At 72.0% G+C, this 20,186-nt stretch carries 19 protein-coding genes; 10 read left to right on the top strand and 9 right to left on the bottom strand.

Features of this window, described 5'->3' with window-relative positions:
- The 5 genes from ADL15_RS27390 to ADL15_RS27370 form a co-directional block, all read left to right on the top strand.
- On the top strand, positions 1-969 hold a 969-nt coding region (locus ADL15_RS27390), incomplete at its 5' end, for a LarC family nickel insertion protein (protein ID WP_157441634.1).
- 233 nt (positions 970-1,202) lie between these two features.
- Positions 1,203-2,036, top strand: a complete 834-nt coding sequence (locus tag ADL15_RS27385) for a patatin-like phospholipase family protein (protein WP_067697151.1) — start codon at positions 1,203-1,205, stop codon at positions 2,034-2,036.
- Positions 2,037-2,200: 164 nt separating this feature from the next.
- Positions 2,201-2,953 carry a DsbA family protein gene (locus ADL15_RS27380; RefSeq protein WP_067697182.1) on the top strand — a complete coding sequence of 251 codons (753 nt, stop codon included), beginning with the start codon at positions 2,201-2,203 and terminating at the stop codon, positions 2,951-2,953.
- The gene (locus tag ADL15_RS27375) at positions 2,950-3,558 is read left to right on the top strand and encodes a vitamin K epoxide reductase family protein (protein WP_067697149.1); all 609 of its coding nucleotides are present in this window, start codon (positions 2,950-2,952) and stop codon (positions 3,556-3,558) included. The genes ADL15_RS27380 and ADL15_RS27375 overlap by 4 nt, the downstream gene beginning before the upstream one ends.
- A 204-nt stretch (positions 3,559-3,762) precedes the next feature.
- Positions 3,763-4,935, top strand: coding sequence for an FxsB family cyclophane-forming radical SAM/SPASM peptide maturase (locus ADL15_RS27370; RefSeq protein ID WP_067697147.1), 1,173 nt, complete (start codon positions 3,763-3,765; stop codon positions 4,933-4,935).
- On the opposite strand, the gene ADL15_RS27365 is transcribed toward ADL15_RS27370, so the two are convergent.
- Together ADL15_RS27365 and ADL15_RS27360 are read right to left on the bottom strand one after the other, a co-directional pair.
- Complete coding sequence (locus ADL15_RS27365; protein ID WP_067697145.1) at positions 4,930-5,439, bottom strand: GNAT family N-acetyltransferase; 510 nt, start codon at positions 5,437-5,439, stop codon at positions 4,930-4,932. The genes ADL15_RS27370 and ADL15_RS27365 overlap by 6 nt on opposite strands.
- Positions 5,436-6,254, bottom strand: a complete 819-nt coding sequence (locus ADL15_RS27360; RefSeq protein WP_067697142.1) for an ATP-grasp domain-containing protein — start codon at positions 6,252-6,254, stop codon at positions 5,436-5,438. Before ADL15_RS27360 ends, ADL15_RS27365 begins: the two co-directional genes overlap by 4 nt.
- Positions 6,255-6,384: 130 nt before the next feature.
- Here ADL15_RS27360 and ADL15_RS27355 point away from each other — a divergent pair, with 130 nt between their 5' ends.
- Positions 6,385-6,813, top strand: coding sequence for a hypothetical protein (locus tag ADL15_RS27355; RefSeq protein WP_157441633.1), 429 nt, complete (start codon positions 6,385-6,387; stop codon positions 6,811-6,813).
- Between the two features lie 1,018 nt (positions 6,814-7,831).
- Here the strand turns inward: ADL15_RS27355 and ADL15_RS27350 are convergent.
- Genes ADL15_RS27350 through ADL15_RS27335 form a run of 4 tightly spaced genes read right to left on the bottom strand, consistent with a single transcriptional unit; the run spans position 7,832 to position 12,761 of the window.
- On the bottom strand, positions 7,832-8,668 hold the full coding sequence (locus ADL15_RS27350; RefSeq protein ID WP_083971799.1) for a carbohydrate ABC transporter permease: 837 nt from the start codon (positions 8,666-8,668) through the stop codon (positions 7,832-7,834).
- Positions 8,665-9,570 (bottom strand): carbohydrate ABC transporter permease, encoded by a 906-nt coding sequence (locus tag ADL15_RS27345; protein ID WP_067697139.1) that lies wholly within the window; start codon positions 9,568-9,570, stop codon positions 8,665-8,667. Before ADL15_RS27345 ends, ADL15_RS27350 begins: the two co-directional genes overlap by 4 nt.
- Entirely contained in the window at positions 9,571-10,980 is a 1,410-nt protein-coding gene (gene ngcE / locus ADL15_RS27340; protein ID WP_198171040.1) for an N-acetylglucosamine/diacetylchitobiose ABC transporter substrate-binding protein, read from the bottom strand.
- Positions 10,977-12,761, bottom strand: coding sequence for a serine hydrolase domain-containing protein (locus ADL15_RS27335; protein ID WP_067697137.1), 1,785 nt, complete (start codon positions 12,759-12,761; stop codon positions 10,977-10,979). The genes ngcE and ADL15_RS27335 overlap by 4 nt, the downstream gene beginning before the upstream one ends.
- Positions 12,762-12,870: 109 nt before the next feature.
- On the opposite strand from ADL15_RS27335, the gene ADL15_RS27330 reads away from it, so the two are divergent.
- Positions 12,871-14,553, top strand: coding sequence for a glycoside hydrolase family 3 protein (locus tag ADL15_RS27330; protein ID WP_067697134.1), 1,683 nt, complete (start codon positions 12,871-12,873; stop codon positions 14,551-14,553).
- Entirely contained in the window at positions 14,550-15,788 is a 1,239-nt protein-coding gene (locus ADL15_RS27325) for an exo-beta-N-acetylmuramidase NamZ family protein (RefSeq protein ID WP_232344359.1), read from the top strand. Before ADL15_RS27330 ends, ADL15_RS27325 begins: the two co-directional genes overlap by 4 nt.
- On the opposite strand, the gene ADL15_RS27320 is transcribed toward ADL15_RS27325, so the two are convergent.
- Entirely contained in the window at positions 15,767-16,843 is a 1,077-nt protein-coding gene (locus tag ADL15_RS27320) for an N-acetylglucosamine kinase (RefSeq protein ID WP_198171039.1), read from the bottom strand. The genes ADL15_RS27325 and ADL15_RS27320 overlap by 22 nt on opposite strands.
- Before the next feature lie 48 nt (positions 16,844-16,891).
- On the opposite strand from ADL15_RS27320, the gene ADL15_RS27315 reads away from it, so the two are divergent.
- Positions 16,892-17,746: a MurR/RpiR family transcriptional regulator gene (locus tag ADL15_RS27315; RefSeq protein WP_067697129.1), complete on the top strand. Its 855-nt coding sequence runs from the start codon at positions 16,892-16,894 to the stop codon at positions 17,744-17,746.
- A gap of 92 nt (positions 17,747-17,838) precedes the next feature.
- Positions 17,839-18,738: an N-acetylmuramic acid 6-phosphate etherase gene (murQ, locus tag ADL15_RS27310; RefSeq protein WP_067697176.1), complete on the top strand. Its 900-nt coding sequence runs from the start codon at positions 17,839-17,841 to the stop codon at positions 18,736-18,738.
- Here murQ and ADL15_RS27305 read toward each other — a convergent pair.
- Positions 18,735-19,790 carry a hypothetical protein gene (locus ADL15_RS27305; protein WP_067697128.1) on the bottom strand — a complete coding sequence of 352 codons (1,056 nt, stop codon included), beginning with the start codon at positions 19,788-19,790 and terminating at the stop codon, positions 18,735-18,737. The genes murQ and ADL15_RS27305 overlap by 4 nt on opposite strands.
- Positions 19,787-20,173: a PadR family transcriptional regulator gene (locus ADL15_RS27300; protein ID WP_067697127.1), complete on the bottom strand. Its 387-nt coding sequence runs from the start codon at positions 20,171-20,173 to the stop codon at positions 19,787-19,789. The genes ADL15_RS27305 and ADL15_RS27300 overlap by 4 nt, the downstream gene beginning before the upstream one ends.
- Positions 20,174-20,186: the final 13 nt, after the last annotated feature.

Genomic DNA, 20,186 nt, shown 5'->3' with positions numbered 1-20,186 from the left:
GCGCACGGGGAGTTGCCGGTTCCGGTCCCGGCGGTGGTGGAGCTGGCGATCGGATGGCGGGTGTCCGCGGGCGGGCCGGGTGACGTGGGTGCGCTCGGTGAGTTGGCGACGCCGACGGGGATGGCACTGGTTCGGACGCTGGCAGCGGAATGTGTGGATCTGCCGACGATGACGGTGGAGGCGGTCGGAGTCGGTGCCGGCGGGCGGGACCGGGTCGGACGGGCCAACGTCGTGCGAGTGATCGTTGGATCGGCACGGGCCGCCGGACCGACAAGGAATGCCCGACCGCAGGAAACCGCCGGACCGGCAGAGGAGGCCGGACCGCAGGAAGCCGCCGGGCCGCACGCGGACCGCGGGCCCCGGGCGGAGGCGGCGCTGCTGCTGGAGGCCAATGTCGACGATCTCGACCCGAGGCTGTGGCCGGGTGTGCTCGCGGGGCTGATGGCGGCCGGGGCGGCTGACGCCTGGCTGGTGCCGATCCTGATGAAGAAGGGGCGGCCCGCGCACACGCTGTCGGTGCTGTGCGCGCCGGAGCTGGCGGAACGGCTGCGGGGCTACATCTTCGCGAGCACCAGCACGCTCGGGGTGCGGGAGTCGGCGCGGGTCAAGACGCCGCTGGATCGGCGGTTCGTGCCGGTGCGGGTGCCGGGCGGGCGCGTCGCGGTCAAGGTGGGTTCGCGGGGCGGGGTGATCCTGCAGGTCACGCCGGAATTCGAGGATGTCGCCGCGGTGTCACGGCAGTCCGGACGCCCGGAACGAGTGGTGCTGCAGGAGGCGCAGGTCGCGGCAGCGGAGGCGGGACTCGTAGCCGGCGCCGCTGTCCCCGGCGCGCAGGAACAGGCAGGCACCGCTGCCCCCGGCACGCACGAACAGGCACGCACCGCTGCTCCCGGCACGCGCGAACAAGCGGGCGCCGCCGTTGCCGACGCACACGAACAGGCAACCCCGGGGCACGTCGCGAGCTCCTGACCGCAGGTGCGCACGCCCCGCCGACGGGACACGCAGAACCGCACGGCGCCGGACCACGAGCGCCGACGGGACACCCAAAAGCGACCGCCACTGGCCGAAAGCGACACCCCGCCCGCTCCCCTCCGTACCCAAGAGTGCGGAGCGGAAGGGGCAGCGGTCCGGCAGCGGACCGCGGATCGGGAGGTGGCTTGCCGGGGTTGTCGCGCCCGCGGCGGGTCGTTAGCGTCTGGATCATGACGAAGGCTCTTGTTCTCGGCGGTGGTGGCGTCACCGGCATCGCCTGGCATCTCGGTCTGCTCTGCGGCCTGCAGCGCGCCGGCGTCACCCTCAGTGACGCCGACACCATCATCGGTACGTCGGCCGGGTCCGTCGTCGGCACCGTGGTCGCGGCCGGTACCGACCTGGAGGCGGCGGTGGCGCAGCAGGAGCAGGAGGTCGCGCCGGCGCGGTCCGGCGGCCGGGGTCGCGGTAACGCACAGTGGCTGGCGGCGATGGCGGTGCTCGTCGACCCGGCGGTGCCGGCCCAGCAGGCCCGCGCGCGGGTGGGTGCGATGGCGCTGGCCGCGAGCACCCAGGACGAGCAGGCGTATCTGGCCCGGATGGAGCCGCTGCTGCCGGTCCGGGACTGGCCGGCGCGGGACCTGCGGCTGGTGGTCGTGGACACCGCCGATGGGCGGGACGTGGCTCTCGGTGCGGAGTCCGGGGTGTCGCTGCTCAGCGCGGTCGCGGCGAGCTGCGCGGTGCCCGGGATGATGCCGCCGGTCACCATCGACGGGCGGCGCTACATGGACGGCGGGGTGCGGCTGGGTGCGGCCGCCGACCTGGCCGCCGGCGCCGAGCGGCTGGTGGTGATCGCGCCGCTGGCGACGCTGGGGCGCGATCGGATCCACGACGAGATCGCCGCGGCCGGTGCCGCGAAGAGCCTGCTGATCGAGCCGGACGAGGCGTCGCTCGAGGCGTTCGGTACCAACTTCATGGACCCGACGCGGCGGCCGGTCTCGGTCCGCGCGGGGCTCCGGCAGGGCGTCGCTTTGGCCGATTCGGTACGCACGGTCTGGTCGCTCTAGACCGCCCGCTCGTGTTCCGGCGACGGCTCAGTTCCGCGCCCTGCTCCGACGGAGGACCACGGGTCGAAAGTCCCCTCATGTCCGGACCTCTCGCCTTGGTCCCCTCGCCCGCTCTTGACCACGCTGGACCGTGACAGAACGGGCGCGGCGAGAGGGTGGAGCCGGTGGGTGGGCAGGCGCGGGATCGGTCCAGGGAACTGCGGAAGGCGCAGGAGGCGATCGCGGCGCAAAGGGGCCGGCGGCGACCGGTCCTGATCGGCGGGACGCTGATCATTGTCGGACTGCTGCTGGCGATCGTGATCACCGTGGTGAAGGCGGCCGGCGGCAGCGACGGCAGCGGTGGCGCGCTGGTCGTGCCGCAGGGGGCCACCGCGGGCGGAGCGCTGACCGTCGGGCAGGCGGACGCGCCGGTGCGGCTCGAGGTGTACCTGGACTACATGTGCCCCTACTGCGGGCGCTTCGAGCGGGCCGACAGCGGTGAGATCGACAAGCTGGTCGCGGCGGGTACGGTCCGCCTCGAACTGCACCCGCTGGCGTTCCTGGACCGGATGTCGGACGGCTCGCGCTACTCGACCCGGGCGGCGAACGCGGTCGTCACGGTGGCCGACCGGGCACCCGCGCAGCTCTCCGCGCTGAGCGCCGCACTGTTCGCGAACCAGCCGGAAGAGGGCAAGTCCGGACTGACCGATGCCCGGATCGCCGAACTCGCCCAGCAGGCCGGCGTGCCGCAGCAGGTCGTCGACGTGTTCCCGGACCGGATCTTCGAGCCGTGGATCGCGCGGTCGACCAAGGCCGCCTTCGACGCCGGGATCACCGGCACACCCACCGTGCGGATCAACGGCACGGCCTTCACCGGCGACCTCTACACCGCCGGGCCGCTCACCCAGGCGATCATCGCAGCGACGGGTACGCAGTGATCGCGGTGCGCCGGCTCCGGCACACCAACGGCTGGATCTTCGGCACCATGCTGTTCTCCGCGTGCCTGAGCCTGCTCGCCTCGTTCGTGCTCGCCGTCGACGCGGTACGCCTGGCCGCCGATCCGCACACCGCGCTGTCCTGCGACATCAACGCGGTGATCAGCTGCGGCACGGTCGCCCAGTCCTGGCAGGCGCAGCTGTTCGGCTTCCCGAACGCGTTCCTCGGCCTGGTCGCCGAACCCGTGGTGATCACGATCGCCGTGGCCGCGCTGGGTGGGGTGCGCTTCCCGCGCTGGTTCATGTGCGCGGCGCAGGGCGTCTACACGCTCGGCGTGCTCTTCGCGTACTGGCTGTTCTACCAGGCGATGTTCCACATCGGGGCGCTGTGCCCGTGGTGCCTGCTGGTCACCGTCTCGACGACACTGGTGTTCGCGACGCTGACCCACGTGAACCTGCGGGACGGGAACCTGCCGGTCCCGGCCCGGCTGCGTTCGGTGCTGCGGTCGGCGATCGCCACCGACCTCGACGCGCTCGCGGTCACCATCTGGCTGCTCGCGCTGGCCCTGCTCGTGGTGACCCGGTACGGCACCCAGCTGTTCGCCTGACCAGCGGCATCGCCGGCTCGGCGAGCAGGGCCGGCGCCGGGCGGCGAGCACGAGGCCGATCAGAGGCCGACCAGTGCTCGCCGACCGCTGTTCGCCTGAGCGGACATCGTCTGACCAGCGGCATCGTCACCGGTTGCTATCGTCTCCGGCGGAGACGCGGCGACGCGGGCTCGGGCAGTGCTGCGGAACCGGCGGAGGACATGGATGGGCGAGTGGCCCGGTGACCTCCTCGCCGTGACCGAGCTCGAGGCGTCCGGCTGGCGGCCGGTCCCGTTCCAGGAGTTCATCCTCAAGATCGCCCAGCGGTGCAACCTGGCCTGCGACTACTGCTACATCTACAGCTCGCCGGACCAGTCCTGGCGGGACCGGCCGGTGTTCATGAGTCCGGCGACGGTGGCCCGGGCCGCGACCCGGATCGCCGAGCACGTGACCCGGCACGGCCTCGGCCGGATCCGGGTGGTGCTGCACGGCGGGGAGCCGCTGCTCGCCGGAGTCGACCGGATCACCGCGATCGCCGCGGAGCTGCGGGCGGCCGTGCCGGACGGCGTGACCGTGGACCTGTCGCTGCAGACCAACGCGGTGCTGCTGGACGAGCCGATGCTGCACGCGCTGCGGGCCGCCGGGATCCGCGTCGGGGTGAGCCTCGACGGCGACGCGACCGGCAACGACCGGCATCGGCGTTATCCGGACGGGCGCGGCAGCCACGCGGCCGCCGTCCGTGGTCTGCGCCTGCTGAGCCGGGACGAGCACCGGGACCTGTTCAGCGGCGTGCTCTGCGTGGTCGACCTGCGCAACGACCCGGTCGCCACGTACGAGGCGCTGCTGGAGTTCCGGCCGCCGCGGATCGACCTGCTGCTGCCGCACGCGAACTGGGCGCAGCCGCCGCTCGGCCCGGACGGTTACGCCGACTGGCTGATGGCCGTTTTCGATCGCTGGTTCGACGCGCCGGCCCGGGAGACCGGGGTGGTGCTCTTCGAGGAGATCATCAGCCTGCTGCTCGGTGGCGGCAGCCGGTGCGAGCAGGTGGGGCTGAGCCCGGCGGCGTTCCTGGTGGTCGACTCGGACGGCTCGCTGCAGCAGACCGACAGCTTGAAGACGACGTACCCGGGTGCGCCGGAGACCGGGCTGAGCGTCTGGGACAACGACCTCGACGACGCGCTGCGGCACCCGGCCGTGGCGGCCCGGCAGATCGGGGTACGGGCGCTGGCCGCCACGTGCCGGAGCTGCCCGGTCGTGCAGGTGTGCGGGGGCGGGCACTACGCGCACCGGTACACACCCGGTTCCGGCTTCCGGCACCCGTCGGTCTACTGCCGCGACCTGTCCCGGCTGATCGGCCACATCCGGGGGCGGCTCACCAGCCGGCTCGGCGGGTCATAACACCGCCGCGTAGATCCGGACCGGCTGGGTGGCACGGTAGACCGAGTCGCGCTCGTGGCTCAGGCCGATCTTCTCGGCGACCCGCTGGGACGGCCGGTTGGCCGGGTCGATGATCGCGATCAGCCGCGGCGAGCCGAGCACGTCGCGCGCGTGGTCGCGGCAGGCGGCGGCCGCTTCGCTGGCGTACCCCTGACCCTGAAAATCGGTCCGGACGTGATAGCCGACCTCGACCTCGACGGTCCCGTCGACCTCCTGGGGTGTCAGGCCGCAGTCGCCGACGAACGCGCCGGTGGAACGGAGCGTGACCAGCCAGAGCCCGAAGCCCGCCTGCCGGTAGAGCCGCTGGTTCCACTCGATCCAGGCCAGCGCCTCGTCGCGGGTCTTGGGGCGCGGGTAGTGGCGCATCACGACCGGGTCGCCGAGCAGTGCGGCCATGTCGTCGAGGTCGTCCGCGGTCATCTGCCGGAAGGCGAGCCGGTCGGTGGGTGCGGGGATCGCGCTCATGGCGAGACCTCAGCGAGCCGCTCGATCCCGGCCGCCATGCTGCGCACGAACCGGTCGCGGGCCGCCGGGCTGATCCGGTCCAGGGAGAGATAAGGGTTGAGGTCCTCCAGCTCGACCAGCAGCAACGTGTCGTCACGGGTGCGGCAGGCGTCGACGCGCTGGATGCCGTGCCGGATGTCGTTCCAGTCGATGAAGCGCTGCGCGAAGACGAGGTCGGCGGGCGTGGGCTCGTAGGGTTCGAGCACCCACCGCTGGGCCGGGTCCGGCGCGTACAGGGCGTACTGGAACTCGTGGCCGACGAAGTAGAACGACACCTCGTAGCGGAAGTCGATCCGCGGTTGCACCAGCAGACCGTTGACGGTCAGCCGGTCGAGCCCCGCCCGGTCGACGAACGTCAGCCCCACCGAGTCCGCACCGAACTTCGGCTTGACGACGTAGGAATCGGTCACCGGCAGCAGCCCGAGATCCGCGAGCCGGTCCACGGTCGGGATCACCGGGAAGCCGGCCGCGAACAGGTCCAGCAGATACTGCTTGCCTGCCATGTCCCCCTTGCCGCTGAGCTCGGTGAACACCCGGACCTTGGCCTCGATCGCGGCGGCCCGGAACGCGTCGTACTCCGCCTGGTAGGCCAGCACCGGACCGCTGTTGCGCACGACCACCACGTCAAAATCGGCCATCAGCGCCCGCGCGTCGAGCGGATGGCAGATGGCCAGGTCGAAGCCCTCGCGCAGCCGCCCGGTCAGATAGATGTCCTCGTCGCCATACCGCCGCCCCCGCGCCTCATACCCGAGGTCACTGACATAGAGCACCCGCACAAAAACCCCTTTTCGGTACGACGGTGAGCACGCACATCGCCCGCCCAACCTAACCGCCTGAACCAACGCCTGGCTCCGCGGTGGTCCGTAGCGGGCGATAGCCTGGCCCGCGGCACAGAGGGGGCGATCGATGAGATCGGTGTTGGTGCAGGCGCCGGACGGCAGCATGTGGCAGGTCTTCCGGCGGCGGGTGGCCTGGCGGCCGTGGCTGCCGCGCCGGGTCAGCAAGATGCTGTTCCTCCCGGACGCCGGGGACAACATCATCGGCCTGCTCGCCTTGGTCTTGTCCCTGATCTGCGTGGTCCTGGTGTCGCCGGTCCTGCTCTGGTACGGCGCGTGGTGGCTCTGCTCGCTGGCGGCGACACCGTTCGTGGCGAGCGCCCGCAAGAACGGCAGCAAGCCGACCCCGGTCGTGGCCCGGCCCCGCTCCGACGCGCGCCGGGAACACCTCGGGCACGCCCCGGGCTTCGCCGCAGCGGAGAACCTGGTCCTGCAGGTAGCGCACGAGATCAGAACTTCCGGGCACCCGCACTCCCTGCAAGCCGCCGGCCCCGGCTGACGGCAGGTGCCGGCGGGTGCCGGGTCACGGTTCACTGGGCCGGTTGTGATCGGTGGCTGGGGCTTGCCAGGCGAGGCAGCCGGTGGTCGCGGTCCGCTGCGCCGGTCGTGGTGGGTGGCTGGGGCTTGCCAGGCAAGGCAGCCGGTGGTCGCAGTCCGCCGCGCCGGTCGCGACCGCAGCCGGGCGCGGTCGTCCCGCGAGGTGGGCGGTGTTCCCGGCAGGTGGTCCGGTCCGGGTCGTCGGGGGCGATGCGAGCACACGGTACGTCGTGGTGCCCGCGATGTTCCGCGTCCCGGGGCGGTACCAGCGCGCGTCACGACCCGGCTGGCCCTCACGGTCCCCTCAGCCCCGCCATGACAGCCCTCAGCACCAGCCGGAAGGCTCCAGCTGGCCCTGAGTGCCCTTATCCGCCCTCCATAACGGCCCTCAGCACCAGCCGGGCGACCGCGGCTGGCCGTGGCGGCCGTTATCCGAGCGCCATAAGGGCCGCTAGAACCAGCCCGGCGGTTGCGGCTGGCTATGGCGGCCGTTATGGCGGCTGGGAAGCACCCGCCGCCGCTCGGCGAGCGCCCATCGTGGTCACGAGCCCCCCATAACCACCACCGTTGCTCGCCGGACGGTCTTGGCGAGCGCCCCTGGTTGTCTCGTGCCTGTTTTAACCACCACCGCCGCTCGCCGATCGGGTCGGGCGAGCGCGCATCGTGGTATTGCCGCAGCTCGGGCCCCGGGGCGAGCGCCGACGGGGCGAGCGCCGACGGCGGTTGCCGTCGTAGGGCCGGCCGTGGCGCCGGCGGGAGGTCGGCGGCTGGTGCTCAGGGGTGCCTCAATGCCCGGGAGGCACCCCTGAGCACCAGCCACGGACCCGGAAGCGCGCGGCGGTCTGGAGTGGCGACGGGCGTCGCGCAGCCAGCCGCGGGCCGGGAGGCGCGGGGCGGTCTGGAGTGGGGCGGGCGTGGCGGGGCCTCACGGGCGGAGCGGGGCTTGTGGCCTGCGGGCGGGTGGGCGTCCCTTCGTACCATCAACGCAGTTGACCTGCGGCCAGGCCGCTTTGGACCTGGCGGTGGAAGAGCAGGTAGCCGAGGATCACCGGGAGCATGGCTATGGTCATGCCGGCGAACAGGCCGCTGAAGTCGCCTCGGTAGCCCTCGTTGACCGCCAGCGCGGTCAGGCCCTGCGCGAGGACCCACTTTCGTTCCGCGCCTTCGCCCTGCATCAGGACGATCGGGAGGACGTACTGGTTCCACTGGAACAGGAAGTTGAAGATGCCGACGCCGACCAGGCCGGGGCGGGCCATCGGGAGCATCACGCGGAAGAACAGGCCGAAGTGGCCGCAGCCGTCGACCTGCGCGGCCTCGGCGACCGACGTCGGCAGGGTGCGGAAGAACGCGGTGAGGAAGAAGACCGTGAACGGCAGCGAGTAGGCCGCGTAGACCAGGGTGAGGCCGGGCAGGGTGCCGAGCAGACCCAGGTTGCGGACCACGAAGAAGAGCGGCACCAGCGCCAGGAAGACCGGGAACATCATGCCGCCGACGAACAGGTAGTAGACGACGCGGTGACCGCGGAACGGATAGCGGGCCAGGACGTAGGCGGCCATCGCGCCGAACAGCATGGTCAGGGTCAGCGCGCCGGTGACGACGATCGCGCTGTTCAGGAAGTACTGGCCGATGTGGGCGTCGTTCCAGGCGCGGGACCAGTTCTCCCAGCGCAGCCGGGACGGCAGGCTCCACGGATCGGTGAGGATCTCGTTGTCGCTCTTGAACGAGCTGAGCACCGCCCAGACCAGCGGCAGAGTGGTCAGCAGCGCCCACACGATCAGGAAAACATGGGAGAGCGCCGGCACCGAGCGGCCCTTCACAACTCCACCCGGTCGCGGCGGGTGACCCGCAGGAACATCGCGGCGACCGTCAGGGTCAGGAAGAACATCGCGACGCCGATCGCCGAGGCGTAACCGAACTGGCCGTCCGCGAACGCGGTCTTGTAGAGCCGCAGCCCGACCACGTCCGACGACGAACTGGGCCCGCCGTCCGTGATGATCTGCACGATGGCGAACCCGTCGATGGCCACGATCGCCAGGTAGACCCAGGCCACCTGGATGGTGTCCCAGACCAGCGGCACGGTGATCCGGACCAGCGTGGTGAGCCGGGTCGCGCCGTCGAGCAGGGCCGCTTCGTACAGGTCACGGGGTATTGATTGCATGGCGGCGCTGAACAGGACCACGTAGAAGCCGACGTTCATCCAGATGAGCACGGTCAGCACGCACCAGAACGCGAACCGCGGGTCACCGAGCCAGGCGACCGCGAGACCGTCCAGCCCCACGCCGCGCAACAGGCCGTTGATCATGCCGGTGTGCGGGGCGTACATCTCCTTCCAGAGCACGCCGATGATCGCCACCGACAGCACCTGCGGGAAGAAGTAGACGACCCGGTAGAAGCCGGCGCCGCGGACACCGTGCACACCCACCCGGTCGGCGCGGCCACCGACGCTGATCATCGAGGCGAAGAACAGCCCGAGCAGGATCGTCGCCACCGGCAGCAGCACCAGCAGCAGTCCGTTGTGGCGCAGCGCGTTCCAGAAATAGCCATCGCCGACGAGACGACGGAAATTTTCCAGACCGATGAATTCGTACGACGGTGACAGCCCACTCCAGTCCGTCCCGGAGATCTGAAAGGCCTGCGCGTAGGGCGAGACCACGAACAGCGCGTAGAGCAGCAGGCCGGGGATCAGGAAGACGGCGATGAACAGCCGTTTGCCACGCACCTAGGCCCGCTTGTATTTCTTGATCGCGGGGTCCTTGGCGAACTCGTCGGCGGACTTCTGCACCTTGTCACACCACTGCGCCGCGGTGATCCGCTTGGTGAACAGCTCGAGCGACGCGGCGTTGACCCGTTCGCGCTCCAGCTTGCGGTAGTACGACGAGTACAGCCAGGTGAACGCGCTGCCCTTCGACGCGTCGATCAGCTTCGTCACCGAGGTGAGTCCGGGGCCGAGCGGGATGCCGGCGCTGGCACCCTGCACGGCGGTGAGGCTGCTGACCTTGCGGGTGAAGTCGGCGGCGCCCTTCTGGGAGAGCATGATCCGCAGGTACTCCAGGCCACCACGGACGTTCTTGGCCTTGGCCGGCACGATGAACGGCTCGCTGCCGGTGCCGCGGAACGCCTCGTACGGCATCGTGTCGCTCGTGGTCAGGCTGGGTGTGGGCGCGACGGTCATCCGGAAGTCCGGCGGAGTGACCGATTTCTGCTCGTTCTCCAGCCACGACCCGTTGGACAGGAACGCGGCGTGCCCCCGGCACCACTCGGTCTGCGACTGGATGTGGTCCATGCCCTCGGCGCCCGGCTGCAGGAATCCGTCGACGGCGAGCTGGTAGTACGCCTCGGCTGCCGTTTTCACCGCGTCGTGTCTCCAGGCGTTCGGCTCCAGGTTGTCGATCGCTTTGATCACGTCGAGGCCGCCGAGCTTGCCGGCGGAGGCGAGGATCGCCCAGCTCAGGTAGCGGGCGTGCACGCCGGGATAGGTCCACGGCGCGATCCCGGCCGCCTTGATCGTCCGGCAGAGCGCGATCATCTGGTCCCAGGTCTTCGGGTACTCCCAGCCCTTGGCGTCGAAGAGCTTCTGCGAGTACCAGACGCCGTAGGCCGAGTAGGCGTAGTTCAGCGACAGGAACTTCCCGTCGTACGAGCCGACGTCGACGATGCCGGGCAGCAGGGTGTCGCGGACCTTCGTCGCCGGGTCGTCAAGGCTCGGCGCGTCGAGCAGCTCACCGAGGTCGGTGAGCGCGCCCTGCGACACCAGGCCGTTGAAGTCGATCTGGCTGCTGCCGGAGTTGTTCACCACGTCCGGCGGGTCGCCGGCCACGAACCGGGGCTGCAACGTCTCGGCGATCTGCTGGGTGGCCGAATGCTTGACGTGTGCCTGCGGGTGGCGCTGCTCGTACATCGCCTCGTGCGCCTTGGCGTACTCCTCGCCGAAGCCGCCGTTGAAGATGACCACTTCGAGGGGCGCGTCCTCCTTCACGCCGAGCGGGTTGTCGGCGCTGGTCGAACCCTTGGCATCGGGTGTGGTGCCGTCGTCGTCGGCGCCGCCCATCGCGCACCCGCCCAGGGCGCTCGCGGCGGCGACACCGGCCGCGCCCTGGAGCAGCCCGCGCCGGCTGATGGCAGAACTCATGTCTCCGCTCCCAAGTGTGAGGTGGTCCCGTCTCCGGCTGCGTCCACGGTCCAGCCGTTGGCGGCGAACGTGGTCCGGCTGTCGATGAGGATCGCGCCGGCTTCCACCACGCGGAGCTGGTCGAGCAGCACGCCGCGGCCCTGTGCGGCGGCGTCGGTGCGGTAGGCGAGGCGCAGGGCCGTGGCGCCGGGTGGCACGTCGGCGGTGACCCGCCACCAGCGACGGCCACCGAAACCGGTGAGCGTGCCGTCGCTGCGGAACTCCGCACGGCCCGCGTGCAGGGTCATCGGCACCGGTGTCCAGGTCACGCCGTCGGGCGAGGACTCCAGGGCGAGCGTGTCGGCGGTGGGCTGCGTGTCGTACCAGAGAAGGAACGAACCGCGCGCGTGATCGCCTGCCGCGCGCCGCAGCGGAGCGGTCAAGGTCATCGCGGCGCTGTCGCGCCGGTCGGTCCGCCATGGTTCGCCGCCGGGTGGGATCCGGGCCGGGTGGGCCGAGGCGAAGGTACGGGCGAGAGCCGCGCGGGCGACCGTGTTCGTGCCCCAGCCCCGGTCCGGGTGCACCCGGTTGCTCAGCAGGATCAGGAACGACTGGTCGAGCGGGTCGATCACCACGGACGTGCCGGTGAACCCGGTGTGGCCGAAAGTGACCGGCGAGGCCATCCCGTCCATGTAGAGATGCTTGGCCAGCTCGAAGCCCAGCCCCCGCGCGCTGTCCGGGAACCGCGGCAGCAGGTCGGCGTTGTAGTTGACCAGCGCCGCCCGGACCATCGCCTCGGACAGGATCCGCCGGCCCCGGTAACTGCCGCCGTCGAGCAGCGTCTGGCAGAGGATCGCCAGGTCGTCGACGGTGGAGAAGACCCCGGCGTGCCCGGCGACGCCCCCGAGCGACCAGGCGTTCTCGTCGTGCACCGAACCCCGGACCACACCCCGTTTCACGTACGGCTGGTACTCGGTCGCCGCGACCCGCTCCAACTGGGCCGGCCCGGGGGTGTAGCCGGTGTCGCCCATCCCGAGCGGAACGGTCACCCCGTCCCGGACCACGTCCGCGAGTGATCGGCCGGTGATCCGCTCGACCAGCACGCCGAGCGCGATCAGCCCGATGTCCGAGTAGGCGTACTGCCCGCCCGGGGTGGAGCCGGCCACCACCGGGGTGGCCAGCGCGGCGGCGAACCGTTCGGCGGGTGTGGCGTACCGCGAGTAGAACGGCAGGAACGGCGGCAGCCCGGACGTGTGGGTGAGCAGATGTCGGACCGTGACGGCGTCCTTGCCGCCGGCCGCGAACTCCGGCAAAAAGCTCGCGACCGGCGCGTCCAGGTCGACCCGCCCGGCCTCGGCCTGCTGCAGCACCACGATCGTGGTGAACAGCTTGGAGATCGAGGCGAGGTCCCACAGCGTGTCGGTACGGGCCGGAACACGCTGGTCCGGGGGCAGTTCGACGATCCCGCCGGCGTCCGCGGTGTACCGGACCGCGTCACCGACGGCGAACCGCGACACCACGATCCCATGGTGAGCGGCGAGCACGGCAGCCCCCGCGTATGCCGGGTGGTCGGGGTGATCGGGCTTCGGCGCCAGGTAGGACGCGGTGAGACCGGGCAGCGCGGCGATCGGCTCCGGCCGCAGCCCGGCCTGCCGGGCGGTCCCGGCGCGCAGCACGTCGTGGCGGAACACCAGGTCAGCAGGGGTGACCGCCGGCGCGCTCGCGGGCGCGGCGGCGGCCGGCGAACCGGCCATCACGCAGGCGATCGCGCAGATCGGCAGTGCGAACCACAGCTTGATCATCAACGCCCCTCTATACGTCGATCCGTTGAGAATGGAGGTTTCCTTCACGACTCGCAAGGGGGGCGAAGGTTATTGCCATGACCCGCGGATCCGGCTACCTTCCGAAACCATGCGCACGCGTTCCGTAGCTCTTCTCGCCGTCGCGGCCCTGGGCGGCGCGGTGACCGCTGCGCTCCCGGCCGCCGCGGCGTCACCGGTGGACCGCGTGCTGGCCGGGATGACGCTGCCGCAGAAGGTCGGCCAGCTCTTCACCACGTACGTCTACGGCAGCGACGCGAACACCCCGTCGCCGGAGAACCGCCGCCTCTACGGCGTGGACACCCCCGCCGAGGTCGTCGCGAGATACCAGCTCGGCGGCGTGATCTACTTCGCCTGGACGAACAGCCTGCAGAACCCCCGGCAGATCGCCGCGCTCAGCAACGGGCTGCAGGCGGCCGCGCCCGGCGTCCCGCTGAGCATCTCCACCGACCAGGAGCACGGCGTGGTCACCCGGATGCCCGCGCCGGCCACGCAGTTCCCCGGTGGGATGGCGCTCGGCGCGGGGCGCAACCCGGCCGACGCGTACCGCACCGGGCAGGTCACCGGCGCCGAGCTGCGCGCGGCCGGGATCACCCAGGCCTGGGCGCCGGACGCCGACGTGAACGTCAACCCGGCCAACCCGGTGATCGGGGTGCGCTCGTTCAGCAGCGACCCGAGCCTGGCCGCCGCGCTCACCGCGAGCCAGGTGCTCGGGTTCGAGACCGGCGCGAACGTCTCGGCCGCCGCCAAGCACTTCCCCGGGCACGGCGACACCGCCACCGACAGTCACACCGGCCTGCCGGTGATCACGCACAGCCGTGCGGAGTGGCAGCGGGTGGACGCGCCGCCGTTCCGGGCCGCGATCGCCGCCGGGGTCGACGCGATCATGAGCGCGCACATCGTGGTGCCCGCGCTCGACCCGTCCGGTGACCCGGCCACCCTGTCGAAACCGATCATCACCGGACTGTTGCGCGGCGAACTGGGGTACCGGGGCGTGATCGTCACGGATTCCCTCGAAATGGCCGCGGTCCGGCAGAAGTACGGCGACGAGCGGGTACCGGTGCTGGCTCTCAAGGCCGGCGTCGACCAGCTGCTGATGCCGCCCGACCTGCCCCTCGCCCAGCGCAGCGTGCTCGACGCGGTCGCGTCCGGCGAGCTCACCGAGGCCCGGATCGACGAGTCGGTGCGGCGGATCCTGACCCTCAAGCAGAAGCGCGGCCTGCTCACGCCGTGGCAGCCGGTCGACGCGACCGGCATCGGCTCGGCCGGGCACCTGCGGGTGGCCCAGGCCGTCACCGACCGCACCGTCACGGCGATCCGCAACGACGCGGGTCTGCTGCCGCTCGGCCCCGGGAAGTCGGTGCTGGTCACCGGGTGGAACTCCAGCGCCACCGGCAACGTCGCGGCGCTGGCCGGGGCGCTCGGCGGTGACGCGCTGGTCACCGACCAGCCGGACGACGTGCTGGCCGCGGCCCGGACACACGACGTGACCGTGATGCTCACCAATCTTGACACCGCCGGGCGACAGAAGGCACTGGTGGCGGCGCTGCTGACCACCGGTAAGCCAATCTTGGTGGTCGCGGTGCGCAACCCCTACGACCTCACCCAGCTGCCCGGGGTCCGCACCTACCTGGCCACCTACAGCTACACCGGAGTGTCGATGCGGTCGCTCGCCAAGGTGCTGCTCGGCATCACTCCCCCGCGCGGCAAGCTGCCCGTGGCGATTCCGGGACTTTATCCGTACGGACACGGTCTGACCTGGAGCACGCCGTGAAGCGCCGCGGACTGCTCAGCGCGACCCTGGGCGGCGCTGCCGGCCTGTCGATCGGTGCTGCGAAACCCGCCCAGCGGCTGCTGACCGGGATGGATCGGCTCGCGGCGGACAGCTGGGCGGCGCTGCGGGGCGAGCGGGCCGGGATCGTCGCCAATCCGACCGCCGTGGACCGCGAATACCGGCACCTGGTCGACCGGATGCACGCCGACGGGGTGACCATCGGCGGGATCTTCGGCCCCGAGCACGGCTTCCGCGGCTCGGCGCAGGCCGGTGGCAGCGAGGGCGCCGGCGTCGACGCCCGCACCGGGCTGACCGTCTACGACGCCTACCTGGCCACCGTGGACACGTGGGCGCAGATGTTCACCGCGGCCGGGGTGCGCGTGATCGTCTTCGACATCCAGGACATCGGTGCCCGGTTCTACACCTACATCTACACGCTCTACGACTCGATGGCCGCCGCGGCCCGGCTCGGCCTGCGCTACCTGGTGCTCGACCGTCCGAATCCGATCGGCGGGCGCGCCTACGGGCCGATGATGACCGACGGCTTCACCTCCGGAGTCGGCCGGCTCAAGCTCGTCCAGCAGCACGGGATGACCGTCGGTGAGCTGGCCCGCTTCTACAACGGCGAGTTCCTCGGCGGCAAGGTCGACCTCGAACTGGTCACCTGCCGGGGCTGGGACGCGCGGCGGTTCACCGGCGGGCTCGACCTGCCGTGGGTGCTGCCGAGTCCGAACGTGCCCACCCCGGACACCGCACTGGTCTACCCCGGCACCGGGATGTTCGAGGGCGTCTCGGCGCTGTCCGAGGGGCGCGGCACCACCCGGCCGTTCGAGCTGATCGGCGGGCCGGGCTTCGACTACCGCTGGGGTGACCGGGTCGCCGCGCTGAACCTGCCGGGCGTGGCGTTCCGGGAGGCGTACTTCACGCCGACCTTCAACAAGTTCGTCGGCGAGCTGTGCGCCGGGGTCGAGGTCAAGGTGGTGGACCGGACCGCTTTTGATCCCATTCGTACGGCGGTCGGGATGCTCGTCGAAGCACGGAAGGAGGCGGCGTTCCGCTGGCGGCTCGACGGCAGCCGCTACTGGATCGACCTGCTCACCGGGTCGACCCGGCTGCGCACCACGATCGACGCGGGCGGCTCGGTCGCGGACGTCGTCGGCGCGTGGTCCGGCGAACTCGCCGCGTTCGAGGCGCAGCGGCGCAAGTACCTGCTCTATCCACGGTCCGGGGCGTGAGTCAGCCTCGCGTGCACCACCGGCGGCACGGGGGCTCCGGTGATGCGGGCGATGGCCAGCCCGGCCGCCCCGGCGGCGCCGTCCAGCGCCGTCCGGGGAGTCGCGGCGGTGCGTGCCAGCAGTCCGGCACGCACCGCCCGGCTGACCGGACCCGGGCTGAGCAGCACCGAACCGGCCAGCACCACGGCAGCGCCGGGTGGCGGCCCGACACTGTCGAAGGTGTGCAGCAGACGCTCGGCGGCCGCCGCGCAGATCCGCTCGGCGACCCGGTCACCGCGCTCGGCGGCGGCGCTGACCGCGGGCGCGAACCCGCCGAGCGCGGCGGGCGGGACGGCGAAGGTGGCCGCGATAAGCCCCTGAGCGACGTCCTCACACCGCACGTCGTCACCGACCGGCGGCAGCAGAGCGCGCGCGTCGACGAAAACGCGGGCCGGCGGCCGGAGGTCGTGGTCGTCGACGGGATCGCGGGCCGGCGGCAGGAGGTCGGGCACGTCGAAGTGGGCACAGGCCGCGGCCAGCAGCGCGGTCGGCTCGCCGCGGCCGTCCAGGGCGGCGAGGACCGCGCGCAGGGCCCGCACCGCGATCCACACCGCGGAGCCCTCGTCGCCGAGCAGCCAGCCGTAGCCGTCACTGCGGCGGGAGAGCTCCCCGGCGGCGAACCGGGCGGCGAGCGCGCCGGTCCCGGCGAGCAGCAGGACACCGTCCGGCTCGGCGGTGCCGGCCGCGTACGCCACCTCCAGGTCGGTCACCGTCACCAGCTCACCGGTCAGGCCCGCGTCGGCCCAGGCCCTGATCGCGGCGGCACGGAACGCGGCCCGTCCCGCACCGGCCGAACCGGCCGCGCCGAGCACGCCGCAGCTCACCTTCGTACGATCAAGGGCTTGCAATGCCGCGCCCAACGCGGCCGTGAGGGACGCGCTGACCTCGCCCCCGCTGCTGTTGCGGTTCGCCCCGCCGGCCGTGCCCCGGCCCAGCACCGTGCCATCGAGATCGGCGACCACACATCGCGTGCTCGTGGCCCCGGCATCCACCCCGACCACCATCGTCGTGCTCATGGGTGAAGAATATTGACCACCGAGGCCGAGCAAAGGAAGATTTTTTTCATGACGGATACCACGGTCCGGGCGCGCGGTCTGTTGCCGTCACTCTCGCCGGCCGAGCAGCGGGTGGCTCGGGTGATCATCGAGGAGGCGGCCACCGCTTCCCGGCTGACCATCACCGACCTGGCCGAGCGGGCCGGGTCCAGCGAGACCACGGTGATCCGGTTCTGCCGGGCGCTGGGCTTCAACGGGTATTCGCAGCTGCGGCTGACCCTGGCCGGTGAGGCCGGGCGCTCCGATCCGGACGACCCGGTGGTGGGCAGCGACATCGGCGAGGGCGACGACCTGGCCCAGGTGGTCCGGAAGATCGCCTTCGCGGACGCCCGGGCGGTCGAGGAGACCGCCGCGCAGATCGACATCGCGGTGCTGGAGCAGGTCGTCGGCCTGGTCGCCAACGCGCGGCGGGTGGACATCTACGGCGTCGGCGCGAGCGCGTTCGTGGCCACCGACTTCCAGCAGAAACTGTTCCGGATCGGCCGGATCGCGTACGCCTGGAGCGACACCCACCTGGCCCTGACCAGCGCGGCGCTGCTCGACGAGCGGGACGTAGCGTTCGGCATCTCGCACACCGGCACGACCAGCGACACCATCGACGCGTTCGCCGAGGCCGGACGGCGCGGGGCGCGGACCGTCGCGCTGACCAACTTCCCCAAGTCGCCGATCACCCGGGTCGCCGACCTGGTGCTGACCACCGCGGCGCGGGAGACCACGTTCCGCTCCGGCGCGATGGCCAGCCGGCTCGCCCAGCTGACCGTCATCGACTGCGTGTTCGTCGGTGTCGCCCAGCGCACCTATCAGGCGACCCGGACCGCGCTCGAGGTCACCTACTCCGCGATCACCGACCGGAGGCGCGGGTGAGGCCGGTCGACGAGGTACCACTGTCACGCACGCCGCCGGGCTCCTCTCCGGGCCTTCCGGGCGATCCGCGCGGTTCCTCGGGTGAGGCGCCGCTGTCGCGCACCGAGCAACGCAATCCGCACAGCGCCACGATCGACCGGATGTCCTCGCTGGAGCTGCTTCACCTGATCAACGCGGAGGACCGGCAGGTGCCGATCGCGGTCGCCGGCGTGCTGCCCGAGCTGGCCGACGCGGTCGAACTGGCGGTGGCCGCGCTCGCCGCCGGGCACCGGGTGCACTACGTCGGCGCGGGCACGTCCGGGCGGATCGCGGTGCTGGACGCGGCCGAGCTGATCCCGACGTTCGGCCTGGAACCGGGGCGGGTGGTGGCGCACATCGCGGGCGGGACCCGGGCGCTGACCAACCCGTCCGAGGCCGCCGAGGACGACGAGGACGCCGGGGAGGCGGTGGTCGCCGACGTCGCCGCGGGAGACGTGGTCGTGGGGGTCACTGCGAGCGGGCGTACGCCGTACGTGCGGGCCGCGCTGATCGTGGCCCGGGCCCGGGGCGCGCGCACCGTGCTCGTCTCGGCGAACCCGGCCTCCCCGATCGCGCCCCTCGTCGACGTGCACATCGCGCCGGACACCGGGCCGGAGGTGCTGACCGGTTCGACCCGGATGAAGGCCGGCACCGCGCAGAAGCTGGTGCTGAACGCGTTCTCGACGGCGACCATGGTGCGGCTCGGGCGGACGTATTCGAACCTGATGACCGACATGCTGGCCAGCAACGCCAAGCTCCGGGATCGTCAGCTGCGGATCCTGGCCGAGGCGACCGGCGCCGACCCGGAACAGTGCCGGGAGGCACTGCTCGAGGCCGGCGGCGACGCGAAAGTGGCGGTGGTGACGCTGATCGCCGGGGCGAGCGCGGAGGAGGCGGAGCGTGCCCTCGCGGCGAGCGGTGGGCATGTGCACCGGGCGCTGCGCTTGCTCGACGAGCTGCCGGCGCCCGGCTAGCGGGCGACGGATGGCGCCGGTTCGCGGTGGGGCGGCCGGCGCCGGATCCCCGCGGCGACGGCTAGGGCGGCGAGCAGGCCGAGCGCCGCGTAGGCGGGGATCGGGAAGCTGATCGTGGGGCTGTAGACGACATATGGCTCCGGTGAGCCGTGGGCGTAGGCGAGCACCTGATAGGCGTCCCAGTAGAGGCGGTAGGCCGGGACGGCCACCGCGGCGAACCCGGCGGCGCACAACACCGTCGCCGACCAGCGCCGCCGCCGGTCGTCGGCACGCATCCGGCGGGCGAACGCCGCGGCCAGCAGCCATCCGGCGAGGGCACCGGCGAGCGCTCCGGCGAGCGTCAGCGGGCGGACCGCCGCCGCCTCGACCGGCCAGACCATGGTGCCGAAGCTGGTCTGTCCGGCCAGTCCGAGTTCGGTGCCGGTCACGACGTCGCCGGATCCGGAGAGCTTCAGACCGTCCTTGACCGCCGTGTAATAGACGAATGTGGTGGGAATGCTCACCATGTCCACCGCGGTGTCACTGGGGAAGGCCATCGTGGCTCCGGCCTCGTCCCGGAACGACGTGATCCGCCAGCCGTCGGCGGTCAGCGCGGCCCGGATCCGCTCGGCGGAGTAGTCGCTGGGACCGAACGTCCGCGCCAGCGCGCTCGGGCCCTGGATCGCCGAGGAGTCGTCCGGATAGACGGCGACGAGCGTGGGCGCCGTGATGCCGCTGGCCGCCGCGTTGAGATCGCGCAGATTCCCGTCGGCGGGGATGGCGGTGGCGGTCTGCCAGCCGGTCCAGGTGCCGGCCGCGGCGCCGAACGCGCCCAGCACCACCGCCGCCAGCAGGGCACCGACCCACGCCAGTGGCCGCCGGGCCGGCAGCCGGAAGCGCTGCCGCAGTCCGCAAAGGATCAGATGGGCCGACTCCCGCCGGCCGAGCCGGCCGCCGCCCGCGGCGGCCAGGTCCAGGTAGGTGGTGAGCATCTCGACGCCGCGGTGCTCCCGGTAGGCCCGGGGAAACGCCAGCAGCAACCACCGATACCGGCGCTCCAGCCCGGCGCTCACGCGACACCACCGACGGTGGTGCCGGCTCCCCCGAGGCCGGCACCACCGAACGCGGCACTGTCGAACGCAACACCGTCGAACGCCAGGCGTAGCCGGGACGCCGCCGCGTCGGCGTTGCGGCGCAGGCGCTGGACCTGCGCGGTCAGCGCCGCCGTGCCCGACTCGGTGAGCCGGTAGTACCGCCGGAGCCGGCCGTCGACCGCCTCCTCCCGGTCCACCACGATCAGGCCCTGCTCGGTGAGCCGGTCGAAGGCGCCGTAGAGGGTGCCGGGCCGCAGCACCACCTCACCCTGCGACAACTCCTCGACGGCGCGGATCACGCCGTAGCCGTGGGTGGGTTCCGCCGCCAGGGCGGTGAGGATCAAGAACGTCGGCTCCTGCATGATCCGGGACAGT

The sequence above is a fragment of the Actinoplanes awajinensis subsp. mycoplanecinus genome (assembly GCF_001509495.1).
In the GTDB taxonomy this organism is placed as follows: domain Bacteria; phylum Actinomycetota; class Actinomycetes; order Mycobacteriales; family Micromonosporaceae; genus Actinoplanes; species Actinoplanes palleronii.
Note: the sequence above shows the minus strand (reverse complement) of the source record. Positions and strands in the feature narration are given on the sequence as shown.

Bases quoted from the DNA above. Each gene is read 5' to 3' on its own strand.
- ADL15_RS27335 (WP_067697137.1), bottom strand. From the start codon at position 12,761: ATGATCAAGCTGTGGTTCGCACTGCCGATCTGCGCGATCGCCTGCGTG.
- ADL15_RS27315 (WP_067697129.1), top strand. From the start codon at position 16,892: ATGACGGATACCACGGTCCGGGCGCGCGGTCTGTTGCCGTCACTCTCG.
- ADL15_RS27370 (WP_067697147.1), top strand. From the start codon at position 3,763: ATGGGCGAGTGGCCCGGTGACCTCCTCGCCGTGACCGAGCTCGAGGCG.
- ADL15_RS27365 (WP_067697145.1), bottom strand. From the start codon at position 5,439: ATGAGCGCGATCCCCGCACCCACCGACCGGCTCGCCTTCCGGCAGATG.
- ADL15_RS27355 (WP_157441633.1), top strand. From the start codon at position 6,385: ATGAGATCGGTGTTGGTGCAGGCGCCGGACGGCAGCATGTGGCAGGTC.
- ADL15_RS27330 (WP_067697134.1), top strand. From the start codon at position 12,871: ATGCGCACGCGTTCCGTAGCTCTTCTCGCCGTCGCGGCCCTGGGCGGC.
- ADL15_RS27320 (WP_198171039.1), bottom strand. From the start codon at position 16,843: ATGAGCACGACGATGGTGGTCGGGGTGGATGCCGGGGCCACGAGCACG.
- ADL15_RS27300 (WP_067697127.1), bottom strand. From the start codon at position 20,173: ATGCAGGAGCCGACGTTCTTGATCCTCACCGCCCTGGCGGCGGAACCC.
- ADL15_RS27385 (WP_067697151.1), top strand. From the start codon at position 1,203: ATGACGAAGGCTCTTGTTCTCGGCGGTGGTGGCGTCACCGGCATCGCC.
- ngcE (WP_198171040.1), bottom strand. From the start codon at position 10,980: ATGAGTTCTGCCATCAGCCGGCGCGGGCTGCTCCAGGGCGCGGCCGGT.